This is a genomic window from Pseudomonas sp. HD57-3 (assembly GCF_056113135.1).
The window spans coordinates 4205119-4221908 of record NZ_CM148568.1 but is presented as its reverse complement, the minus strand read 5'-3'; the positions used below and the strand labels follow the sequence as shown (position 1 = coordinate 4221908).

The following is a 16790-nucleotide window of genomic DNA, read 5'->3' as shown; positions in this document are numbered from 1 at the left end:
GCCCGGGACGCTCTGCGTCCCAATCCGGGGTTCACCGGTGAGCACTGGGTTGTCAGCGGTGGCGGCGGATCAGTTGGCTCGTTCGATTGATATCGATTCATCCCGAAAATCGACAGCAAATCCTGCCGGTTCGAGCCATTTCACTGGCACTCACCCCCCACTGGTCTATAAGGAATGAGTGGTTCGGTTTCCATAACCGGGCGTTGTCCTGCTCGGCGACGGGAGTTTTCTTCCATTCATCGCGGGTCATCCTATGAACAATCCTGGGAAACGCGTGTGTTTTTCGTTGTTGTCGGCTTTCGGTCTGGTGCTGCTCAGTGGTTGCTCCAGTCCTCCACCCCCTCCGCCGGCAGCACCGCCTCCGCCTCCTGAGCGGACTTGTCAGGTCATGGAAAATACCGAGGTCGCCGGCGATGCCTATGCCGACGGGCAAGTGACTCGACACATCACCAAGACCCGTTGCGTCACTCAATAAACCGGGCGCCTGTGAAGGCGCGGGTCGAGTGGATTGTGCTGGTGGCCGATCTGGTCGGCACGGCGGTGTTTGCGGTTGAAGGCGCGATTGCGGCGATGCGCAGTCAGCTTGATCTGCTCGGGGTGATGGTGATTGCGTTCATCGTTGCACTCGGTGGCGGGGTGACGCGTGATCTGTTGATCGGTGCGACGCCGCCCAAGGCTGTGGCGGACTGGCGTTATCCGGCGCTGGCGTTTGCCATGGGCGGGGTGGCGTTTGTTTTTCATGAGCTGGTGCTGGGCTGGTCCGGTTCGACGCTGATTGTGCTGGATGCGGCGGGGTTGGCGTTGTTTGCGGTGGCCGGGGCGCAGAAGGCGTTGAATTTCGGGATCTCGCCGTTTGTGTCCATGCTGATGGGCACGATTACCGGGGTCGGTGGCGGGGTATTGCGTGACATTGTGCTGGCGCGGGTGCCGGTGGTGTTGCAGGCGGATTTGTATGCCAGTTCGGCGTTTGTCGGCGCGGCGGTGTTGATTGTCGGGCGCAGGCTGGGTGTGCCGCCGGTGGCGGCTGCGTTGCTGGCGGGGGCGGCGTGTTTGTTGTTGCGGTTGTTGTCGGTGCATTTTGGCTGGCAGTTGCCGAAGGTTCTGGAGGCATGAAAAAGGCAGCCCTTGGGCTGCCTTTTGTTTTGCGTCAGAAGCGGATCAGGACAGGAAACCGCCGTCCACGTTCAGCGATACGCCGGTGGTGTAGCTCGAGGCATCGCTCGCCAGGTACAGCACGGCGCCGGCCATTTCGCTCGGGTCGGCTACGCGCTTGAGCGGGATCTGCGTCAGGGCTTGCTTCAGGATCGCGTCGTTTTTCACCAGGGCCGAGGCGAATTTGGTGTCGGTCAGGCCTGGCAGCAGGGCGTTGCAGCGGATGCCGAACTGCGCGCATTCCTTGGCAAAGACTTTGGTCATGTTGATCACGGCGGCTTTGGTCACCGAGTAGATGCCCTGGAAGATCCCCGGCGAAATGCCGTTGATCGACGCCACGTTGATGATGCTGCCGCCGCCGTTTTCGCGCATCAGCTTGCCGGCTTCCACCGACATGAAGAAGTAGCCGCGGATGTTCACGTCGACGGTTTTCTGGAAGGCGCCGAGGTCGGTGTCCAGCACGTTGCAGAACTGTGGGTTGGTCGCGGCGTTGTTGACCAGGATGTCCAGGCGCCCGAACTGTTCCTTGATCCCGGCGAAGACCTGGCTGATCTGTTCCATTTCACCGATGTGGCAGGCGACCGCTGTGGCCTTGCCGCCGGCGGCGATGATGGCGTCGGCCACGTGCTGGCAGCCTTCGAGTTTGCGGCTCGAAACGATGACGTGGGCGCCTTGCTGGGCCAGCAGTTTGGCGATGGCTTCACCGATGCCGCGGCTGGCGCCGGAGACGAAAGCGATCTTGCCGTCGAGGTCGAACAACTGAGTCTTGGACATGGGATTCCCTTGTAGTAAGCCTTGTTATAACGCCGTCATCAGAGGCTGGATTTGGCAATGACCTGCAGGCTCATCTGCTCCAGCAGTTTGTTCATGTGAATGAACTGCGCAAAGCGTTTGTCCTGGGTCTGGCCATGGAAGAAGCGGTAGTAGATCTGCTGCACGATGCCGGCCAGGCGGAACAGGCCGTAGGTGTAGTAGAAGTCGAAATTGTCGATCTGGATGCCCGAACGCTCGGCGTAGTAGTCGACGAATTCGCGGCGGGTCAGCATGCCCGGCGCGTGGCTCGGCTGGCGGCGCATCAGCTGCACCGGTGCCGGGTCGTCGGCCTGGATCCAGTAGGCGAGGGTGTTGCCCAGGTCCATCAGCGGATCGCCGAGGGTGGTCAGTTCCCAGTCGAGCACGCCGATGATCTGCATCGGGTTGTTCGGGTCGAGGATGACGTTGTCGAAGCGGTAGTCGTTGTGGACGATGCTGGAGGTCGGGTGATCGGCCGGCATCTTGTCGTTGAGCCAGGCTTTGACCTTTTCCCAGTGCGGTGCGTCCGGGGTCAGGGCTTTTTCGTAGCGCTCGCTCCAGCCTTTGATCTGGCGGGCGACGTAGCCTTCAGGCTTGCCCAGATCGCCGAGGCCGCAGGCGTTGTAATCGACGCGGTGCAGTTCGACGAAACGATCGATGAAGCTCTTGCACAGGGCTTCGGTTTTCGCCGAATCCAGGCCCAGTTCCGGCGGCAGGTCCGAGCGCAGGATGATTCCCTTGACCCGTTCCATCACGTAGAACTCGGCGCCGATCACTGAGTCGTCGGTGCAGTGCACGTAGGCTTTCGGGCAATACGGGAAACCGTCGCGCAACTGGTTGAGGATGCGGAATTCGCGGCCCATGTCGTGGGCGGACTTGGCCTTGTGGCCGAACGGCGGACGGCGCAGGACGAATTCCTGGTCCGGGTATTCCAGCAGGTAGGTCAGGTTCGACGCGCCGCCGGGAAACTGGCTGATCTGCGGCGTGCCGGTCAGGCCCGGAATGTGCGCCTTGAGGTACGGATCGATCAGTCTGGCATCGAGTTCTTCGCCAGAGCGGATACGGGTGGACTGGTCAGTAAGCGCCATGCTTATCCCTTCTGCTTATTTTGGAGGCCAGACATCATTGGCTAATCTAATGGCGCGCTCGGGTCGTCACAAGCGCGGTTCGGTCTTATAGGTTAGCGTGTTGGACGATAATCACCTTTGGGAATGGGCACGGAGGGCCGCTGGCGACTAAGGATTAGCGCGAATGCCTTGTTCAGAAATGAGCCTGGAAACAGGCTGCACGAAAGTCTGTGCCGGCGCCGCCTTGCAATGCGCGGCCGGCGCCAGTGGACCTTGCTCGGAGTGCTTTAGTGCACGCGCTGGTTGTTGAGTTTCGGCGGCAGTTGCAGCGGTGTCAGTACCGGTTCGCCGGAGAAAAACGCCACCAGATTCTTGCCCACCAGCTCCACGGTGCCTTGAGTAGCTTCCGGTGACAGCCCGGCAACGTGCGGGGTCAGAAGCACATTGCTCAGGCCCTTCAGCGCATCGGGTACTTGTGGCTCGTGATCGAACACATCCAGTGCCGCCCCGGCGATTCGCCGTTGTTCCAGAGCGCTGATCAGGTCGGCAGTGGCGATCACGCTGGCGCGGGCAATGTTGACGATAAAACCGTTGGGCCCCAGAGCATCGAGCACCGGACGGGTCACCAGATGCTGGCTGCCGATGCCGCCGGGCGTGGCGACCACCAGAAAGTCCGAGGCCCGGGCCAGTTCGGTCGGGGTCGAGCAGAATGCGTAAGGCACGTCACTGCGCACCTGACGGTTGTGGTAACTGATCTCCATGTCAAAGCCCAGACCGGCGCGTTTGGCAATCGCCATCCCCACCGCGCCCAGCCCGAGAATCCCCAGGCGCTTGCCGGCCAGCGACGGGCGCATGATTTTCGGCCACTCGCCCCGACGCACGGCGGCATCGCAGCGCGGAATGTCACGCACCAGCGCCAGCAGCATCGCCATGGCGTGGTCGGCCACCGATGAAGCGTTGACGCCGGCGCCGTTGGTCACGGTCAGGCCACGGTCGCTGGCAGCTTGCAGGTCGACCTGCTCGTAACCGGCGCCGATCACGCAGATGATTTTCAGCGCGGGCAAGGCCGCGATCTCTTCAGCATATAAACCCAGCGGGCCACGGGTCAGCACCGCGTCGATCCGTGCCCCGTGGGTGGCGATGGCTTGCGCGCGCTCGGCAGGGGTCGGCGCGAGAATCAGGTGAAAACCCTGACGTTCGAGGATCGGCAAATAGTCATTGATGGTTTCAACCAGTACCAGAACGGTGGCGGGCATTGCTCGGCTCCTGTGATCGTCTGTCTTGGGCGCAAAAGTCGGTTCAGAGTGCTGATTCCAGAGCGGTTTGGCAATGGCTGGCACGGCCCCGCATCAGGCAGTGTAGGAGCTGATGCGGGGAGCGCGCGGGTGCTTCGTCAGAAGGTGATGTCGGCGCTGGCGGTCACAGGATCAGGTCACGTACTGGGCGATGCCGTTGCCGAATGACCAGTTCTCTTTTTTCACTTCCACCAGATTGATGAACACGTCTTCCTGACGCACGGCCAGTTGCTGGTTCAGGTTGCGCGCGATGGTCTGGAACAGCCGTTGTTTCATCTCCATGGTGCGGCCTTCGCTGATGGTCAGCTGGATGAACACGATGCCGTCGCTGCGCTGGATTCCCAGGTATTGCGGGTCATAGACGAAGTGCTGGTCGTCGTGCTCGGCCAGCACCTGGAAATTGTCGTGTTCCGGCACATTGATCTCGCTGCGCAGGGCGGCGTAGATCACTTCGCCAATGCGTTTGGCGAACGTCGGGTCCGGGTTTTTCTTGATGTCGACGCGGACGAGAGGCATGGGATGGCTCCACAGGTGAGGGGACTGGACGGGGATGTCAGTCAATTCGCCATTGGGTATAGCCGAAAAATGCCAGTCGGTGAGGTTGTTTAAAAACGTTAGGAAATGGACGCACCGTCCTGCGGGATTTACGGATGTTGCCTACGAGTGCTGCCGGATTCATCCGCTATACGGCGGGGTGAGAAGCGCGGAATTATAGAGAGCAGGACGGGATGTGTTCTTCATGACGAAGCAGTAATCCGGACGGAAATTGCCATCAGCCAAGGAAGGCCAATGCTTCAGAACAACCGCGAAAACCTGGAACTCGACAGGCTGCATAACGAAACGCGAAAACTGATAGCTGAGCGGCAGAAGCTTATGGCGGAACAGAAGAAGCTGAAGTGGGAGACGTATTTTTATCCAGTTGCGGTGGTGGCCGGCGTGTTGACGGCAAGCGCGGCATTGGCAGGCGTCTTTTTCAAGTTTTGAGCGTTCGTTTTCGCAATCTTCAGACACATGACCCAAAAGGAAATCAACATGAGCACCTATGACGCCAAAGCCAGAATGGAACAACTGGAACGGGAACACGATGAGTGGGCCGAAAAAATACGTATCAAAGACAGGAAAGAAATGCGCCCGATCTGGGGGTTGATGGGTCTGGGCATCTTTTGCATGTTCCTCGGCTTCATATTGGCCCGATCGATCTGATCGGGCTTTCCCATGGCTTATTCGGCGCCGGTGCATGTCATAAAACGACATGTCGCGTATCTGGCGCCGACAGTATTTTTCCCAAAAGCGACAAGCCTCCGATCTGCTCCGTACAACCATTCCTCAGCTAAGTCTTTGCTTCTGCTCATTTATCGCGGAGAATCGCGCCCCTGTTTCGGCCGGAGCATGTCTGTCGGTTTTTTCCGACGCGTCCTGACCGAGTGGCAAGTGACCGGAATGCGGAGATCCGACCGGATGAATGATCAGGCCAATAGCGTCGAACAACGCTTTGAAGCGGCAGCACCAGCCGAACTGTCGAGCTGGAATCGCCATGACACTACCTGGATGTTGGGACTGTTTGGGACGGCCATCGGCGCCGGTACCCTGTTTTTGCCGATCAACGCAGGTCTGGGTGGCTTCTGGCCGCTGGTGATCCTCGCGCTGCTGGCCTTCCCGATGACGTTCTACGCACACCGCGGCCTGACCCGCTTCGTGCTTTCCGGTCGCGAAGGCGCCGACATCACCGACGTGGTGGAACAGCATTTCGGCATCAAGGCCGGCGCGCTGATCACTCTGCTGTACTTCTTCGCGATCTTCCCGATCCTGCTGATCTACAGCGTCGGCCTGACCAACACCGTCGCCAGTTTCCTCGAGCACCAACTGCACATCACGCCGCCACCGCGCGCGCTGCTGTCGTTCGTGCTGATCCTCGGCCTGCTGGCCGTGGTGCGCTGCGGCGAGCAAGTGATCGTCAAGGCCATGAGCCTGATGGTGTATCCGTTCATCGTCGCGCTGCTGTTCCTGGCGGTGTACCTGATTCCGCACTGGAACGGCGGCATCCTGACCACCGCTTCGCAAGTGCCGGCACCGTCGGCGCTGCTGCACACGCTGTGGCTGGCGATTCCGGTGATGGTGTTCTCGTTCAACCACTCGCCGATCATCTCGGCGTTTGCGGTGGACCAGAAGCGTCGTTACGGCGTCCACGCCGACGAGCGTAGCTCGCAGATACTGTCCCGCGCCCATCTGCTGATGGTGGTAATGGTGCTGTTCTTCGTGTTCAGCTGCGTACTGACCCTGTCGCCGGAGCAACTGGCTGAAGCCAAGGCGCAGAACCTGTCGATCCTGTCGTACCTGGCCAACCACTTCAGCAACCCGACCATCGCGTTCGCGGCGCCGCTGATTGCGTTCGTGGCCATCTCCAAGTCGTTCCTCGGTCACTACATCGGTGCCAGCGAAGGCCTGAAAGGCTTGATCGTCAAAAGCGGCAAGCGTCCGGGCGCCAAGGCCCTGGACCGCATCGTGGCGGCGTTCATGCTGGTGGTGTGCTGGATCGTGGCGACCCTGAACCCGAGCATCCTCGGCATGATCGAAACCATCGGTGGCCCGGTCATCGCGGCGATCCTGTTCCTGATGCCGATGTACGCGATCCGTAAAGTGCCGGCGATGGCCCGTTATCGTGGGCAGATGTCGAACGTGTTTGTCACCGCAGTGGGGCTGGTGGCGATTTCGGCGTTGATCTACTCGCTGACTGCTTGAGATCCAGCACAAGATCCCGTTTGATCTTGTGAAACAGAAAGGCCGATCTGCCTCGCAGGTCGGCCTTTTTTGTGCCTGCACAGCATTGATTGATCGTTCCCACGCTCTGCGTGGGAATGCCTCTTGTGACGCTCTGCGTCACGGTTCAGGACGCAGAGCGTGGGAACGATCAACGCGGAGGCATAAAAAAACGCCGCACATCTCGCGATGGGCGGCGTTCTTCATTGCGTTGCAGCGTTAGGCTTGAACGACAGGGATCTTGGCGTTCGCAGCAGCTTCACGGAACTCGGCAATCTGGTCGAAGGACAGGTAGCGGTAAACGTCGGCCGCCATGCTGTCGATCTTGCCAGCGTATTCCATGTACTCCTCGACGGTCGGCAGGCGACCCAGGATCGAAGCAACGGACGCCAGCTCAGCCGAGGCCAGGTAGACGTTCGCGCCGTCGCCCAGACGGTTCGGGAAGTTACGGGTCGAAGTCGACACCACGGTGCTGTTCGGCTCAACGCGTGCCTGGTTACCCATGCACAGCGAGCAGCCTGGCATTTCCATGCGGGCGCCGGCCTTGCCGTAGATGCCGTAGTAGCCTTCTTCGGTCAGTTGGTGAGCGTCCATCTTGGTCGGCGGCGACAGCCACAGACGGGTTGGCAGCTGACCCTTGACCTGATCCAGCAGTTTACCGGCAGCGCGGAAGTGACCGATGTTGGTCATGCACGAACCGATGAACACTTCGTCGATCTTCTCGCCAGCAACGCTGGACAGCAGACGGGCGTCGTCCGGGTCGTTCGGCGCGCACAGTACAGGCTCGCTGATGTCGGCCAGATCGATTTCGATGACTTCGGCGTATTCGGCGTCGGCATCGGCTTCCATCAGTTGCGGGTTGGCGATCCAGGCTTCCATCGCTTGGGCACGACGCTCCAGGGTACGCGCGTCGCCGTAGCCTTCGCCGATCATCCAGCGCAGCAGGGTGACGTTGGACTGCAGGTACTCGGTGATCGACTCTTTCGACAGCTTGATGGTGCAACCGGCAGCCGAACGTTCGGCCGAGGCGTCGGACAGTTCGAACGCCTGTTCCAGGGTCAGACCTTCCAGGCCTTCGATTTCCAGGATGCGGCCGGAGAAGGCGTTTTTCTTGCCTTTCTTCTCGACGGTCAGCAGACCGTTCTGGATGGCGAAGTAAGGAATGGCATGAACCAGGTCACGCAGGGTGATGCCAGGTTTCATTTTGCCTTTGAAGCGCACCAGGATCGATTCCGGCATGTCCAGCGGCATGACGCCGGTGGCAGCGGCGAACGCGACCAGACCGGAACCGGCCGGGAACGAGATGCCCATCGGGAAACGGGTGTGCGAGTCACCACCGGTACCGACGGTGTCCGGCAGCAGCATGCGGTTCAGCCACGAGTGGATGATGCCGTCGCCCGGACGCAGGGAAACACCGCCGCGGGTCATGATGAAGTCAGGCAGGGTGTGGTGGGTTGTCACGTCGATCGGCTTTGGATAAGCCGCGGTGTGGCAGAAGGACTGCATCACCAGATCAGCGGAGAAGCCCAGGCACGCCAGGTCTTTCAGTTCGTCACGGGTCATTGGACCGGTGGTGTCCTGAGAACCTACGGTGGTCATCTTCGGTTCGCAGTAGGTGCCAGGACGAACGCCTCTGCCTTCTGCCAGACCGCAAGCCTTGCCGACCATTTTCTGCGCCAGGGTGAAGCCCTTGGTGCTTTCAGCCGGTGCTTCCGGCTTCTTGAACAGGTCGAACGCAGGCAGGCCCAGTTCGGCGCGAGCCTTCTCGGTCAGGCCACGGCCGATGATCAGCGGGATACGGCCGCCGGCGCGGACTTCGTCCAGCAGGACCGGGGTCTTCATTTCGAAGGTGGTGATGACTTCGTCGGTACCGTGCTTGCAGACTTTGCCAGCGTGCGGGTACAGGTCGATCACGTCGCCCATGTTCATGTTCGATACGTCGAACTCGATTGGCAGTGCGCCGGCATCTTCCATGGTGTTGTAGAAGATCGGAGCGATTTTGCTGCCGAAGCAGAAACCGCCAGCGCGCTTGTTCGGCACGTAAGGGATGTCGTCGCCGAAGAACCACAGAACCGAGTTGGTCGCCGATTTACGCGAGGAACCGGTACCGACCACGTCACCGACGTAGGCGATAGGGAAGCCCTGGCCGCGCATTTCTTCGATCTGCTTCATCGGGCCGGTCTTGCCTTGCTCGTCCGGAACGATGCCGTCACGGGCCATTTTCAGCATGGCCAGGGCGTGCAGCGGGATGTCAGGACGCGACCAGGCGTCTGGAGCAGGGGACAGGTCGTCGGTGTTGGTTTCGCCAGTCACCTTGAAGACGCGCAGGCTGATCTTGTCGGCCAGCACAGGGCGCTTCTTGAACCACTCGCCGTCAGCCCAGGATTGCAGCACGGCCTTGGCGTGAACGTTGCCGTTCTTGGCTTTTTCAGCCACGTCGTGGAAGGCATCGAACATCAGCAGGGTGTGCTTGAGTTCTTCGGCGGCCACTGGCGCCAGCTCGGCGTCGTCCAGCAGTTCAACCAGGGTCACGATGTTGTAGCCGCCCTGCATCGTGCCGAGCAGTTCTACAGCGCGCTTCTTGTCCAGCAGAGGGGAGGAGACTTCGCCCTTGGCCAGTGCGGAGAGGAAACCGGCCTTGACGTAGGCGGCTTCGTCCACTCCTGGTGGTACGCGATTGGTGATCAGGTCAACGAGGAAAGCTTCTTCGCCAGCCGGAGGATTCTTCAGCAGCTCGACCAGGCCTGCAGTTTGTTCGGCGTTAAGCGGCTGGGGAACGATACCCAGGGCTGCACGCTCTTCGATATGTTTGCGGTAGGCTTCAAGCACAGTTATTACCCTCATCAGTGGTCCCAAATGGGTGTCCGGGACGCTCATCCCGAAATTGCCGTACTCATGCTCCTCACGACGTTGTGGGTCGTTCGGCCAGAATTACCGGCAATTCCTTACAGAAGCTGCTTTCAAAGTTTTACGCCTGCAGAACGGGGAGCTGATGAGGGTTGGCGTTTGGCTTTTCCCCGCTGGAAAAACCTTACGCCAACACCGCTCTGAAGGAACGACTGTGCTCGTGACGCTTTGAAAACAGCTTCTAACGGACATTGGCGCCTAAAAAGGCTGGCTGATTCTACGGCAAAAAAAATTTAAAGGTAAGTCGCGCTCTATTGGACTTTGGTTGCGTTGTGCGCGGCTGGGGCAAACCTTGATCCAGCGCTTGTCCCTGACGTTTGAGGGGTGATGAATGCCGGACAAAGGGCTAACATGCCGACCTGTTCCGCGTTTCAAGTGTTTTGCCCATTCTATGCCCAATCAGACCATCAAGACCCCCTGCGTCGGCCTCTGCTCCACCGTTTACGGTGATCTGGTGTGCCGTGGCTGCAAGCGTTTCCACCACGAAGTGATCCACTGGAACGGTTACAACGAGGAAGAAAAGCGTGCGGTCTGGCTGCGTCTCGAGCAATTGCTGTCACAAGTGATGGCCAGCAAGGTCGAGGTCTTCGATCCGGCGCGTCTGCGCCTGCAACTGGAACAGCGCAAGATCCGCTTCGTGCCGCATCAGTCGGAATATTGCTGGGCCTATCAGCTGATCGCCCGGGGCGCGCGGGTGATCATTAATCTGGAAGCCTACGGGATGGTGCTGCTGCCGGAGTTTCGCGACTGGAACCTGCCGGAACTGCGCGATGCCATTGATCGGGAATTTTTCCTGCTGTCGGAAGCGCACTATCAGCGCTACATCGCGCCCGGTTTCCTCAAGGATGCCCTCGGCGACTGAGCATTACCTGTGGCGAACACGCTCGCCACAGGATCACAACAATACTTAATGCTTCACCGCTAACTCGACCAAATGGTCTTCAACCTCTTGGGGTTTGAGCACCAGCACATCACTCTCCAATTGATCCAGCACCTGTTCGGCCGTATTGCCGATCAGCGCACCGGATACCCCGCTGCGCGCCACGGTGCCAATCACCGTCACCGCCGCCTGCAGCTTGTGCGCCATGAACGGAATCAGCACATCCGCCGGGCCTTCCTCGACGTGCAGGTGAGCGTCATCGATGTCGAATTCAGCCTGAAACGCCCGGCATTGCTCGCGATAGCGCGCCTCGATGGTTTCCTTGAGCTGGAAGGTCGGGTCGGCCGCCGACAACATCGGCGACGGATGAGCGGTAATCACGTGCAGATGCCCCTTGGCCAGGCTGGCGATGTCGAAGCCATGGTCGATGATGGTGGTATGCAGGTGACGGTGCTCGCCATCGGCATTGCCCACGTCGACCGCCGCCAGAATCACCTTGTCCTTCCATGAGCCGGCGGTTTTCACCAGCAGCACCGGGGTAGGGCAGTGGCGCAGCAGTTTCCAGTCCGCCGGGGTCAGCAGGGCCTTTTTCAGCGAGCTGTCGGGGAAGTGCTGCTTGATCACCAGTCCGCAGCCCTCGGCCTGCTGCACGTCGATGATGGTTTCGTGCAGGCTCTCGTTCCACGCCTGCTCGGTGGTGACGCTGTAGCCGTCCGCCAGCAGCGCGGCCTTGAGCACGCTGAGCATGCCGGCGTGATCGTGCTTCTTGTCGCAGACCAGCAGGTGCAGATGGGCTTGGGTCACCCCGGCGATCAGCTTGGCGCGCTTGAGCGCCAGGCTTTCCGCGTGTTCGGGTTCGATGACCACCAGAATGCTGCGAATGGCTTGCATGAGTGAGTCTCCAGCAATGAAAAGGCACGGCGTTGCACAACTATAGTTGCTGCGCATCTGTCTGCGACTTGATGCATATCAACGCGGGCGGCTGGTGGTCTGCGGGCAGGCCGGTATAATCGGCGCCCTTCGCTCGAACACCTTTTGACCGTGAGCCCCATGATCCTTCCCGAAATCCACGAATTCCTTGGTTGCCGCACGCCTGATGCCTGGGTTGAAGCCGCGCTGGCCGATCAGGAAACCCTGCTGATCGACCACAAGAACTGCGAGTTCAAGGCCGCCAGCACCGCGTTGAGCCTGATCGCCAAGTACCATTCCCACGTCGATCTGATCAACATGATGTCGCGTCTGGCCCGGGAAGAGCTGGTGCACCACGAACAGGTGATGCGCATCATGAAGCGACGCAAGATCGAACTGCGCCAGCTGCACGCCGGGCGTTACGCTTCCAGCCTGCGCAAAGTGGTGCGCAGCCACGAACCGGTAAAACTGGTCGACACTCTGGTGGTCGGCGCCTTCATCGAAGCGCGCAGTTGCGAGCGGTTCGAAGCGCTGGTGCCGCATCTGGACGAAGAACTCGGCAAGTTCTACTTCGGCCTGCTGAAAAGCGAGGCCCGGCATTTCCAGGGTTATCTGAAACTGGCCTATCAGTACGGTGACGCCAAGGACATCGCTCAGGTGATCGAGAGAGTCCGCGCTGCCGAGCAGGACCTGATCGAGTCACCGGACGAGGAATTCCGTTTCCACAGTGGCGTACCCGTCGCTGCATGAATTGTTAAAAACTCTTAAGAGTATGAAACTTCAACGAAAACCGGCCCCAGAGGCCGGTTTTTGCTGCCTGCAATAAACGTCTCGCCATTGAATGCCCGCATAATGTCGCCCACTTCACAAAGCGGTTGGCGGCGGTTGTTATGGATAACCTGGGTTTTGGCAGAGTCCTGCTGGTGGAAGACGATGAGCGGCTGGCTGCGCTGATCGCTCACTTTCTCGAACAACACGGCTACGAGGTACGCACGGTGCATCGCGGCGATCTGGCCGTGGCCGCGTTTCTCGAATTCAAGCCCAAGGTGGTGGTGCTCGACCTGATGCTGCCGGGGCAGAGCGGCCTGCACGTGTGCCGGGAAATCCGCAGCGTGTCCGACACGCCGATTGTCATCCTGACCGCCAAGGAAGACGACCTCGACCATATTCTGGGCCTGGAGTCCGGGGCCGACGACTACGTGATCAAACCGATCAAGCCACCTGTTTTACTCGCGCGCCTGCGTGCCTTGCAACGCCGGCAAGTCCCGGAAAGCGGCGTAGTGAGTTCGCTGGAGTTCGGCAACCTGATCATTGATCGCAGTTGCCGCGAAGTGCGTCTGGCGGGCGAGCTGATCGAGCTGACCACCATGGAATTCGAGCTGCTGTGGCTGCTGGCCAGCGCCGCCGGCAAGATCCTGTCGCGCGATGACATTCTCAACCGCATGCGCGGCATCGCCTTCGATGGCCTCAACCGCAGCGTCGACGTGTACATCAGCAAGTTGCGCAACAAACTCAAGGACAACCCTCGCGAGCCGGTCTGCATCAAGACCGTGTGGGGCAAGGGTTACCTGTTCAATCCGTTCGCGTGGGAGTTGTAGATGCTGCGGTTATTTCTCGGGCTGTTTCTGGTGATGACGGTCGGGCTGGTGGCGGCGCTGCAAACCGTCGAGCACACCTTCAACGCCTTGCTCGACAACCAGATGCAGGCCTACAACCGTGAAGCGGTGCGCGGTCAGGCCTGGTCGCTGGTCGAACACATGCGCGACCAGCAGGGCGCGGCGCGCGAGGCGCAACTGGAGGCGTTACGGCCGCACTACGGGCTGACGCTGAGCCTGGTCGAGGCTGACCAGTTGAAACTCAACGATCAGGAAAAAGCCGAACTGGCCCAGGATCTGCTGGTGATCCGCGATGACTACACCCAGTTCATCAGCAATATCGACGGTGGTTCACAGTTGCTCAGCATCAAGCTGCCGCCCGAGCCGAGCCTGATGCCGTTCTACATTGCCGGGGCTTACCTGATGCTGGCGGTGCTGCTCGGCATCGTCCTGTACTTCTGGGTTCGTCCGCACTGGCGCGATCTGGAAAAACTGCGGCTGGCCGCCGAGCGCTTCGGCGACAACGACCTCTCGGTGCGGATCCAGCTGTCCAAACGTTCCAACATCCGCGACCTCGCCGGTCACTTCAACCTGATGGCGGCGCGCATCGAAGGCCTGATCGCCAATCAGCGCGAACTGACCAATGCCGTGTCCCATGAACTGCGCACGCCGATTGCCCGGCTGTCGTTCGAACTCGACCAGCTCAAGCAACAACCGGACGCCAGCCAGAACCGCGAACTGATCGCCGACATGTACGCCGACCTTGGCGAGCTGGAAGAAATGGTCTCCGAACTGCTGACCTACGCCAGCCTCGAACGCGGCGCGACCGTGATCACCCGCGAAAACATTCAGGCTGCCAACTGGCTCGACAGCGTGGTCGGCAGCGTGGCGCTGGAGGCCGAGGCCGCCGGGGTGCAGCTGTTGATCGTTGATTGCCGGGTCGATGAAGTGCGGATCGAGCCGCGCTTCATGGCGCGGGCGGTGATCAATTTGCTGCGCAATGCCATTCGATATGCCGAGCAGAGGGTCGAGGTGTCGCTGGTGCGCATCGGCGATCAGTACGAAGTACAGGTCAACGACGACGGGCCGGGCGTGCCGCTGGCCGGTCGAGAGAAGATTTTCGAACCGTTCTCGCGCCTGGACGCCAGCCGTGACCGCCGCACCGGTGGCTTCGGTCTGGGACTGGCGCTGGTGCGGCGGGTGTCGCAATCCCATGGCGGGCAGGTCGAGGTCGGTGACTCTCCATGGGGCGGGGCGTCGTTTCGCATGACCTGGGCGCATCTGGATTGATGAGTCTCCCTCCCGGGAAGGGGGAGGCAGTCGATTAACTGAGGACGTAGTCCACCGGTTTCAGCGCCGGCGGCAACGGTTCAGTCCCCAGCTCCGCCAGAATGTCCCGCTCGATACCCCGCACCAGCGCATCGGTCGGCAAATCGTTTTCATCCCGGCCGAACGGGTCTTCCAGTTCATCGGCAATCGCATCCAGGCCGAAGAAGGTGTAGCTGACAATCGCCGTGAACAGCGGCGTCAGCCAGCCCAGCGGTTCGGCCATGGCGAACGGCAGCAAGATGCAGAACAGGTAAATCGTGCGGTGCAGCAGCAAGGTGTAAGGGAAGGGCAGTGGCGTGTTCTTGATCCGCTCGCACACCGCCTGCGCCTGGGTCAGGCTGGTCAGGTGATTGGCCAAGAGCATGTAGCGCCATTCGCTGAGATCGCCTGATTCGTGCAGATCAGAGCATTGCTGGCCGACGGTTTGCAGGATGCGCCCGCTGTAGTCCGGCACCTGCGCATCGTGCTGCGGGGTAATCCACTCGGCGCTGGCAGCAGCTTCGTCTTCCCGGCGCAATCGCGCATTCAGCGCGTGGGCGAAACCAGCGAGGTTGAGCAGCAACAGTCGGCGCTGCGCAGATTCGCGGATCACATGAGTCTCGCGAATCACCGAGCGCACATGCACGATCACTTCGCCCCAGGCCTTGCGCGCTTCGTACCAGCGGTCGTAGCAGGCGTTGTTGCGAAAATTCATAAAGATCGACAGTGACAGACCAAGCAAGGTGAACGGCGTGGCGTTGACCTTGGTGAAGTTGCTCGGGTGGAGCATTTCCACCAGCACGATGGCCGATGCCAGCAGCGTCACCATCAGGGCGCGCAGGGCGATGCGCTTGGCAATCGAGCCTTTGAGGGTGAAGAGAATGGCGAATTGATTGACCTTGGGTCGGATGATCATGCGGCTCTCTGCCTTGAAAACGTGGCGGATCAGCCGCCGGTCATGTTCATGAAACGCACCACTTGCACGTCGTCGTTCACTTCAAAGTTGTGCCGGTAAGGCTTGAGTTTCATCGCTTCGATGATGGCTTTCTCCAGCCGTTCCGGTTGACCCGGATGAGCGCGCAGCACTGCCTTCAAGTCCACCGAATGCTCGTTCCCCAGACACAGTAGCAAACGCCCCTCGACGGTCAGTCGCACCCGGTTGCAGGTGCCGCAGAAATTGTGGCTGTGGGGCGAGATGAACCCCAGCCGGATGTGCGGTGCTTCCGCCAGCCGCCAGTAGCGCGACGGGCCCTGCGTCGACTCGGCGGAGTCGATCAGGGTGTAGCGCTCGGCGATCTTTTCGCGCACCTGGGTGCTGGAAAAGAACGACTCGGCGCGGCTGTGTTCGCTGATGATCCCCAGCGGCATTTCCTCGATGAAGGAAATATCCAGATCCCGTTCGATGGCGAACTGCACCAGATCGTTGATCTCGTGATCGTTGCGGCCCTGCATCACCACGCAGTTGAGTTTAGTGCGGGTAAATCCGGCGGCGCGCGCGGCGTCGATGCCGTCGATCACTTGGGCGAGGTCGCCGGTGCGGGTCATCTGCTTGAAGCGCGCTGCATCGAGGCTGTCGAGGCTGACGTTGAGGCGTTTGACCCCGGCGTCGAACAGCGGACTGGCGAGTTTGCCGAGCAGAGAGCCGTTGGTGGTCAGGCACAGTTCGCGCAGGCCGGGCAGGGCCGCGATCTGCTTGCACAAGCCGACGACGCCGGGGCGAATCAACGGCTCGCCGCCGGTCAGGCGAATCTTGCGGGTGCCCAGTGCGACGAAGCTCTGCGCCAGTTGATGGATCTCCTCCAGCGTCAGTACCCGTTGGCGCGGCAGGAACTGCATGTCTTCGGCCATGCAGTACACGCAGCGAAAGTCGCAGCGGTCGGTGACCGACATGCGCAGGTAGTCGACGCGGCGGTTGTAACCATCGATCAAGACGCGCTCTGACATGACAGCCTCGCTTGGGTGAAATCCGCTATTGAGGGGATTGGGTCGGCTCAGGTTATGAGCAACTTGAGACAGCGTCCAATCACTCTTAATGACCGGCCGATTGATGCTGTCGATGATGAAATAATTATTCGCTGTTTTTCCCTTCTTAGTTTTGCAAGTGCCCGTATTTAAAGGGTTTAACGCC

At 60.3% G+C, this 16790-nt stretch carries 16 protein-coding genes; 8 read left to right on the top strand and 8 right to left on the bottom strand.

Going from position 1 to position 16790, the window contains the following annotated elements; translation table 11 throughout:
* The first annotated feature begins 459 nt into the window (after positions 1-459).
* A complete protein-coding gene (locus AC0R79_RS18935) occupies positions 460-1113 on the top strand; it encodes a trimeric intracellular cation channel family protein (RefSeq protein ID WP_474731229.1) in 654 nt (217 codons plus the stop codon).
* A 45-nt stretch (positions 1114-1158) separates the two neighbouring features.
* On the opposite strand, the gene AC0R79_RS18930 is transcribed toward AC0R79_RS18935, so the two are convergent.
* From AC0R79_RS18930 to AC0R79_RS18915, 4 genes are all read right to left on the bottom strand, one after another.
* Positions 1159-1926, bottom strand: a complete 768-nt coding sequence (locus AC0R79_RS18930) for an SDR family oxidoreductase (RefSeq protein WP_085687598.1) — start codon at positions 1924-1926, stop codon at positions 1159-1161.
* 38 nt (positions 1927-1964) lie between these two features.
* Positions 1965-3032 carry a phosphotransferase family protein gene (locus AC0R79_RS18925; RefSeq protein WP_474731227.1) on the bottom strand — a complete coding sequence of 356 codons (1068 nt, stop codon included), beginning with the start codon at positions 3030-3032 and terminating at the stop codon, positions 1965-1967.
* Positions 3033-3298: 266 nt separating this feature from the next.
* Complete coding sequence (locus AC0R79_RS18920) at positions 3299-4267, bottom strand: 2-hydroxyacid dehydrogenase (protein ID WP_127798532.1); 969 nt, start codon at positions 4265-4267, stop codon at positions 3299-3301.
* A gap of 171 nt (positions 4268-4438) precedes the next feature.
* Complete coding sequence (locus AC0R79_RS18915; RefSeq protein WP_474731225.1) at positions 4439-4822, bottom strand: tautomerase family protein; 384 nt, start codon at positions 4820-4822, stop codon at positions 4439-4441.
* Positions 4823-5095: 273 nt separating this feature from the next.
* On the opposite strand from AC0R79_RS18915, the gene AC0R79_RS18910 reads away from it, so the two are divergent.
* From AC0R79_RS18910 to AC0R79_RS18900, 3 genes are all read left to right on the top strand, one after another.
* Positions 5096-5290 carry a hypothetical protein gene (locus tag AC0R79_RS18910; protein ID WP_007958836.1) on the top strand — a complete coding sequence of 65 codons (195 nt, stop codon included), beginning with the start codon at positions 5096-5098 and terminating at the stop codon, positions 5288-5290.
* Between the two features lie 48 nt (positions 5291-5338).
* Positions 5339-5509, top strand: coding sequence for a hypothetical protein (locus tag AC0R79_RS18905; protein ID WP_007958834.1), 171 nt, complete (start codon positions 5339-5341; stop codon positions 5507-5509).
* A gap of 255 nt (positions 5510-5764) precedes the next feature.
* Entirely contained in the window at positions 5765-7045 is a 1281-nt protein-coding gene (locus tag AC0R79_RS18900; protein WP_039767145.1) for an HAAAP family serine/threonine permease, read from the top strand.
* A 237-nt stretch (positions 7046-7282) separates the two neighbouring features.
* Here AC0R79_RS18900 and acnB read toward each other — a convergent pair whose 3' ends face one another.
* Positions 7283-9892 carry a bifunctional aconitate hydratase 2/2-methylisocitrate dehydratase gene (gene acnB / locus AC0R79_RS18895; RefSeq protein WP_474735147.1) on the bottom strand — a complete coding sequence of 870 codons (2610 nt, stop codon included), beginning with the start codon at positions 9890-9892 and terminating at the stop codon, positions 7283-7285.
* Between the two features lie 469 nt (positions 9893-10361).
* On the opposite strand from acnB, the gene AC0R79_RS18890 reads away from it, so the two are divergent.
* Positions 10362-10832, top strand: coding sequence for a DUF1289 domain-containing protein (locus AC0R79_RS18890; protein ID WP_039767141.1), 471 nt, complete (start codon positions 10362-10364; stop codon positions 10830-10832).
* A gap of 45 nt (positions 10833-10877) precedes the next feature.
* Here AC0R79_RS18890 and AC0R79_RS18885 read toward each other — a convergent pair whose 3' ends face one another.
* Entirely contained in the window at positions 10878-11741 is an 864-nt protein-coding gene (locus AC0R79_RS18885) for a universal stress protein (protein ID WP_007958823.1), read from the bottom strand.
* A 159-nt stretch (positions 11742-11900) separates the two neighbouring features.
* Here AC0R79_RS18885 and AC0R79_RS18880 point away from each other — a divergent pair, with 159 nt between their 5' ends.
* The 3 genes from AC0R79_RS18880 (at position 11901) to AC0R79_RS18870 (ending at position 14644) form a co-directional block, all read left to right on the top strand.
* Positions 11901-12509 (top strand): MiaE family protein, encoded by a 609-nt coding sequence (locus AC0R79_RS18880; RefSeq protein ID WP_085602796.1) that lies wholly within the window; start codon positions 11901-11903, stop codon positions 12507-12509.
* A 140-nt stretch (positions 12510-12649) separates the two neighbouring features.
* A complete protein-coding gene (locus AC0R79_RS18875) occupies positions 12650-13357 on the top strand; it encodes a response regulator (protein ID WP_007958821.1) in 708 nt (235 codons plus the stop codon).
* Positions 13358-14644: an ATP-binding protein gene (locus tag AC0R79_RS18870; RefSeq protein ID WP_127798526.1), complete on the top strand. Its 1287-nt coding sequence runs from the start codon at positions 13358-13360 to the stop codon at positions 14642-14644. It abuts the gene before it with no gap.
* Between the two features lie 34 nt (positions 14645-14678).
* On the opposite strand, the gene AC0R79_RS18865 is transcribed toward AC0R79_RS18870, so the two are convergent.
* Together AC0R79_RS18865 and moaA are read right to left on the bottom strand one after the other, a co-directional pair.
* Positions 14679-15578, bottom strand: coding sequence for a bestrophin family protein (locus AC0R79_RS18865; protein ID WP_127798524.1), 900 nt, complete (start codon positions 15576-15578; stop codon positions 14679-14681).
* Positions 15579-15607: 29 nt separating this feature from the next.
* Positions 15608-16606 carry a GTP 3',8-cyclase MoaA gene (gene moaA / locus AC0R79_RS18860; protein WP_474731222.1) on the bottom strand — a complete coding sequence of 333 codons (999 nt, stop codon included), beginning with the start codon at positions 16604-16606 and terminating at the stop codon, positions 15608-15610.
* Positions 16607-16790 lie beyond the last annotated feature (184 nt).

What these genes read in the sequence shown, in the direction of transcription:
- AC0R79_RS18930 (WP_085687598.1), bottom strand. Translation starts at nt 1,926, where the DNA reads ATGTCCAAGACTCAGTTGTTCGACCTCGACGGCAAGATCGCTTTCGTC.
- AC0R79_RS18925 (WP_474731227.1), bottom strand. Translation starts at nt 3,032, where the DNA reads ATGGCGCTTACTGACCAGTCCACCCGTATCCGCTCTGGCGAAGAACTC.
- AC0R79_RS18920 (WP_127798532.1), bottom strand. Translation starts at nt 4,267, where the DNA reads ATGCCCGCCACCGTTCTGGTACTGGTTGAAACCATCAATGACTATTTG.
- AC0R79_RS18915 (WP_474731225.1), bottom strand. Translation starts at nt 4,822, where the DNA reads ATGCCTCTCGTCCGCGTCGACATCAAGAAAAACCCGGACCCGACGTTC.
- AC0R79_RS18910 (WP_007958836.1), top strand. Translation starts at nt 5,096, where the DNA reads ATGCTTCAGAACAACCGCGAAAACCTGGAACTCGACAGGCTGCATAAC.
- AC0R79_RS18905 (WP_007958834.1), top strand. Translation starts at nt 5,339, where the DNA reads ATGAGCACCTATGACGCCAAAGCCAGAATGGAACAACTGGAACGGGAA.
- AC0R79_RS18900 (WP_039767145.1), top strand. Translation starts at nt 5,765, where the DNA reads ATGAATGATCAGGCCAATAGCGTCGAACAACGCTTTGAAGCGGCAGCA.
- AC0R79_RS18890 (WP_039767141.1), top strand. Translation starts at nt 10,362, where the DNA reads ATGCCCAATCAGACCATCAAGACCCCCTGCGTCGGCCTCTGCTCCACC.
- AC0R79_RS18885 (WP_007958823.1), bottom strand. Translation starts at nt 11,741, where the DNA reads ATGCAAGCCATTCGCAGCATTCTGGTGGTCATCGAACCCGAACACGCG.
- AC0R79_RS18880 (WP_085602796.1), top strand. Translation starts at nt 11,901, where the DNA reads ATGATCCTTCCCGAAATCCACGAATTCCTTGGTTGCCGCACGCCTGAT.
- AC0R79_RS18875 (WP_007958821.1), top strand. Translation starts at nt 12,650, where the DNA reads ATGGATAACCTGGGTTTTGGCAGAGTCCTGCTGGTGGAAGACGATGAG.
- AC0R79_RS18870 (WP_127798526.1), top strand. Translation starts at nt 13,358, where the DNA reads ATGCTGCGGTTATTTCTCGGGCTGTTTCTGGTGATGACGGTCGGGCTG.
- AC0R79_RS18865 (WP_127798524.1), bottom strand. Translation starts at nt 15,578, where the DNA reads ATGATCATCCGACCCAAGGTCAATCAATTCGCCATTCTCTTCACCCTC.
- moaA (WP_474731222.1), bottom strand. Translation starts at nt 16,606, where the DNA reads ATGTCAGAGCGCGTCTTGATCGATGGTTACAACCGCCGCGTCGACTAC.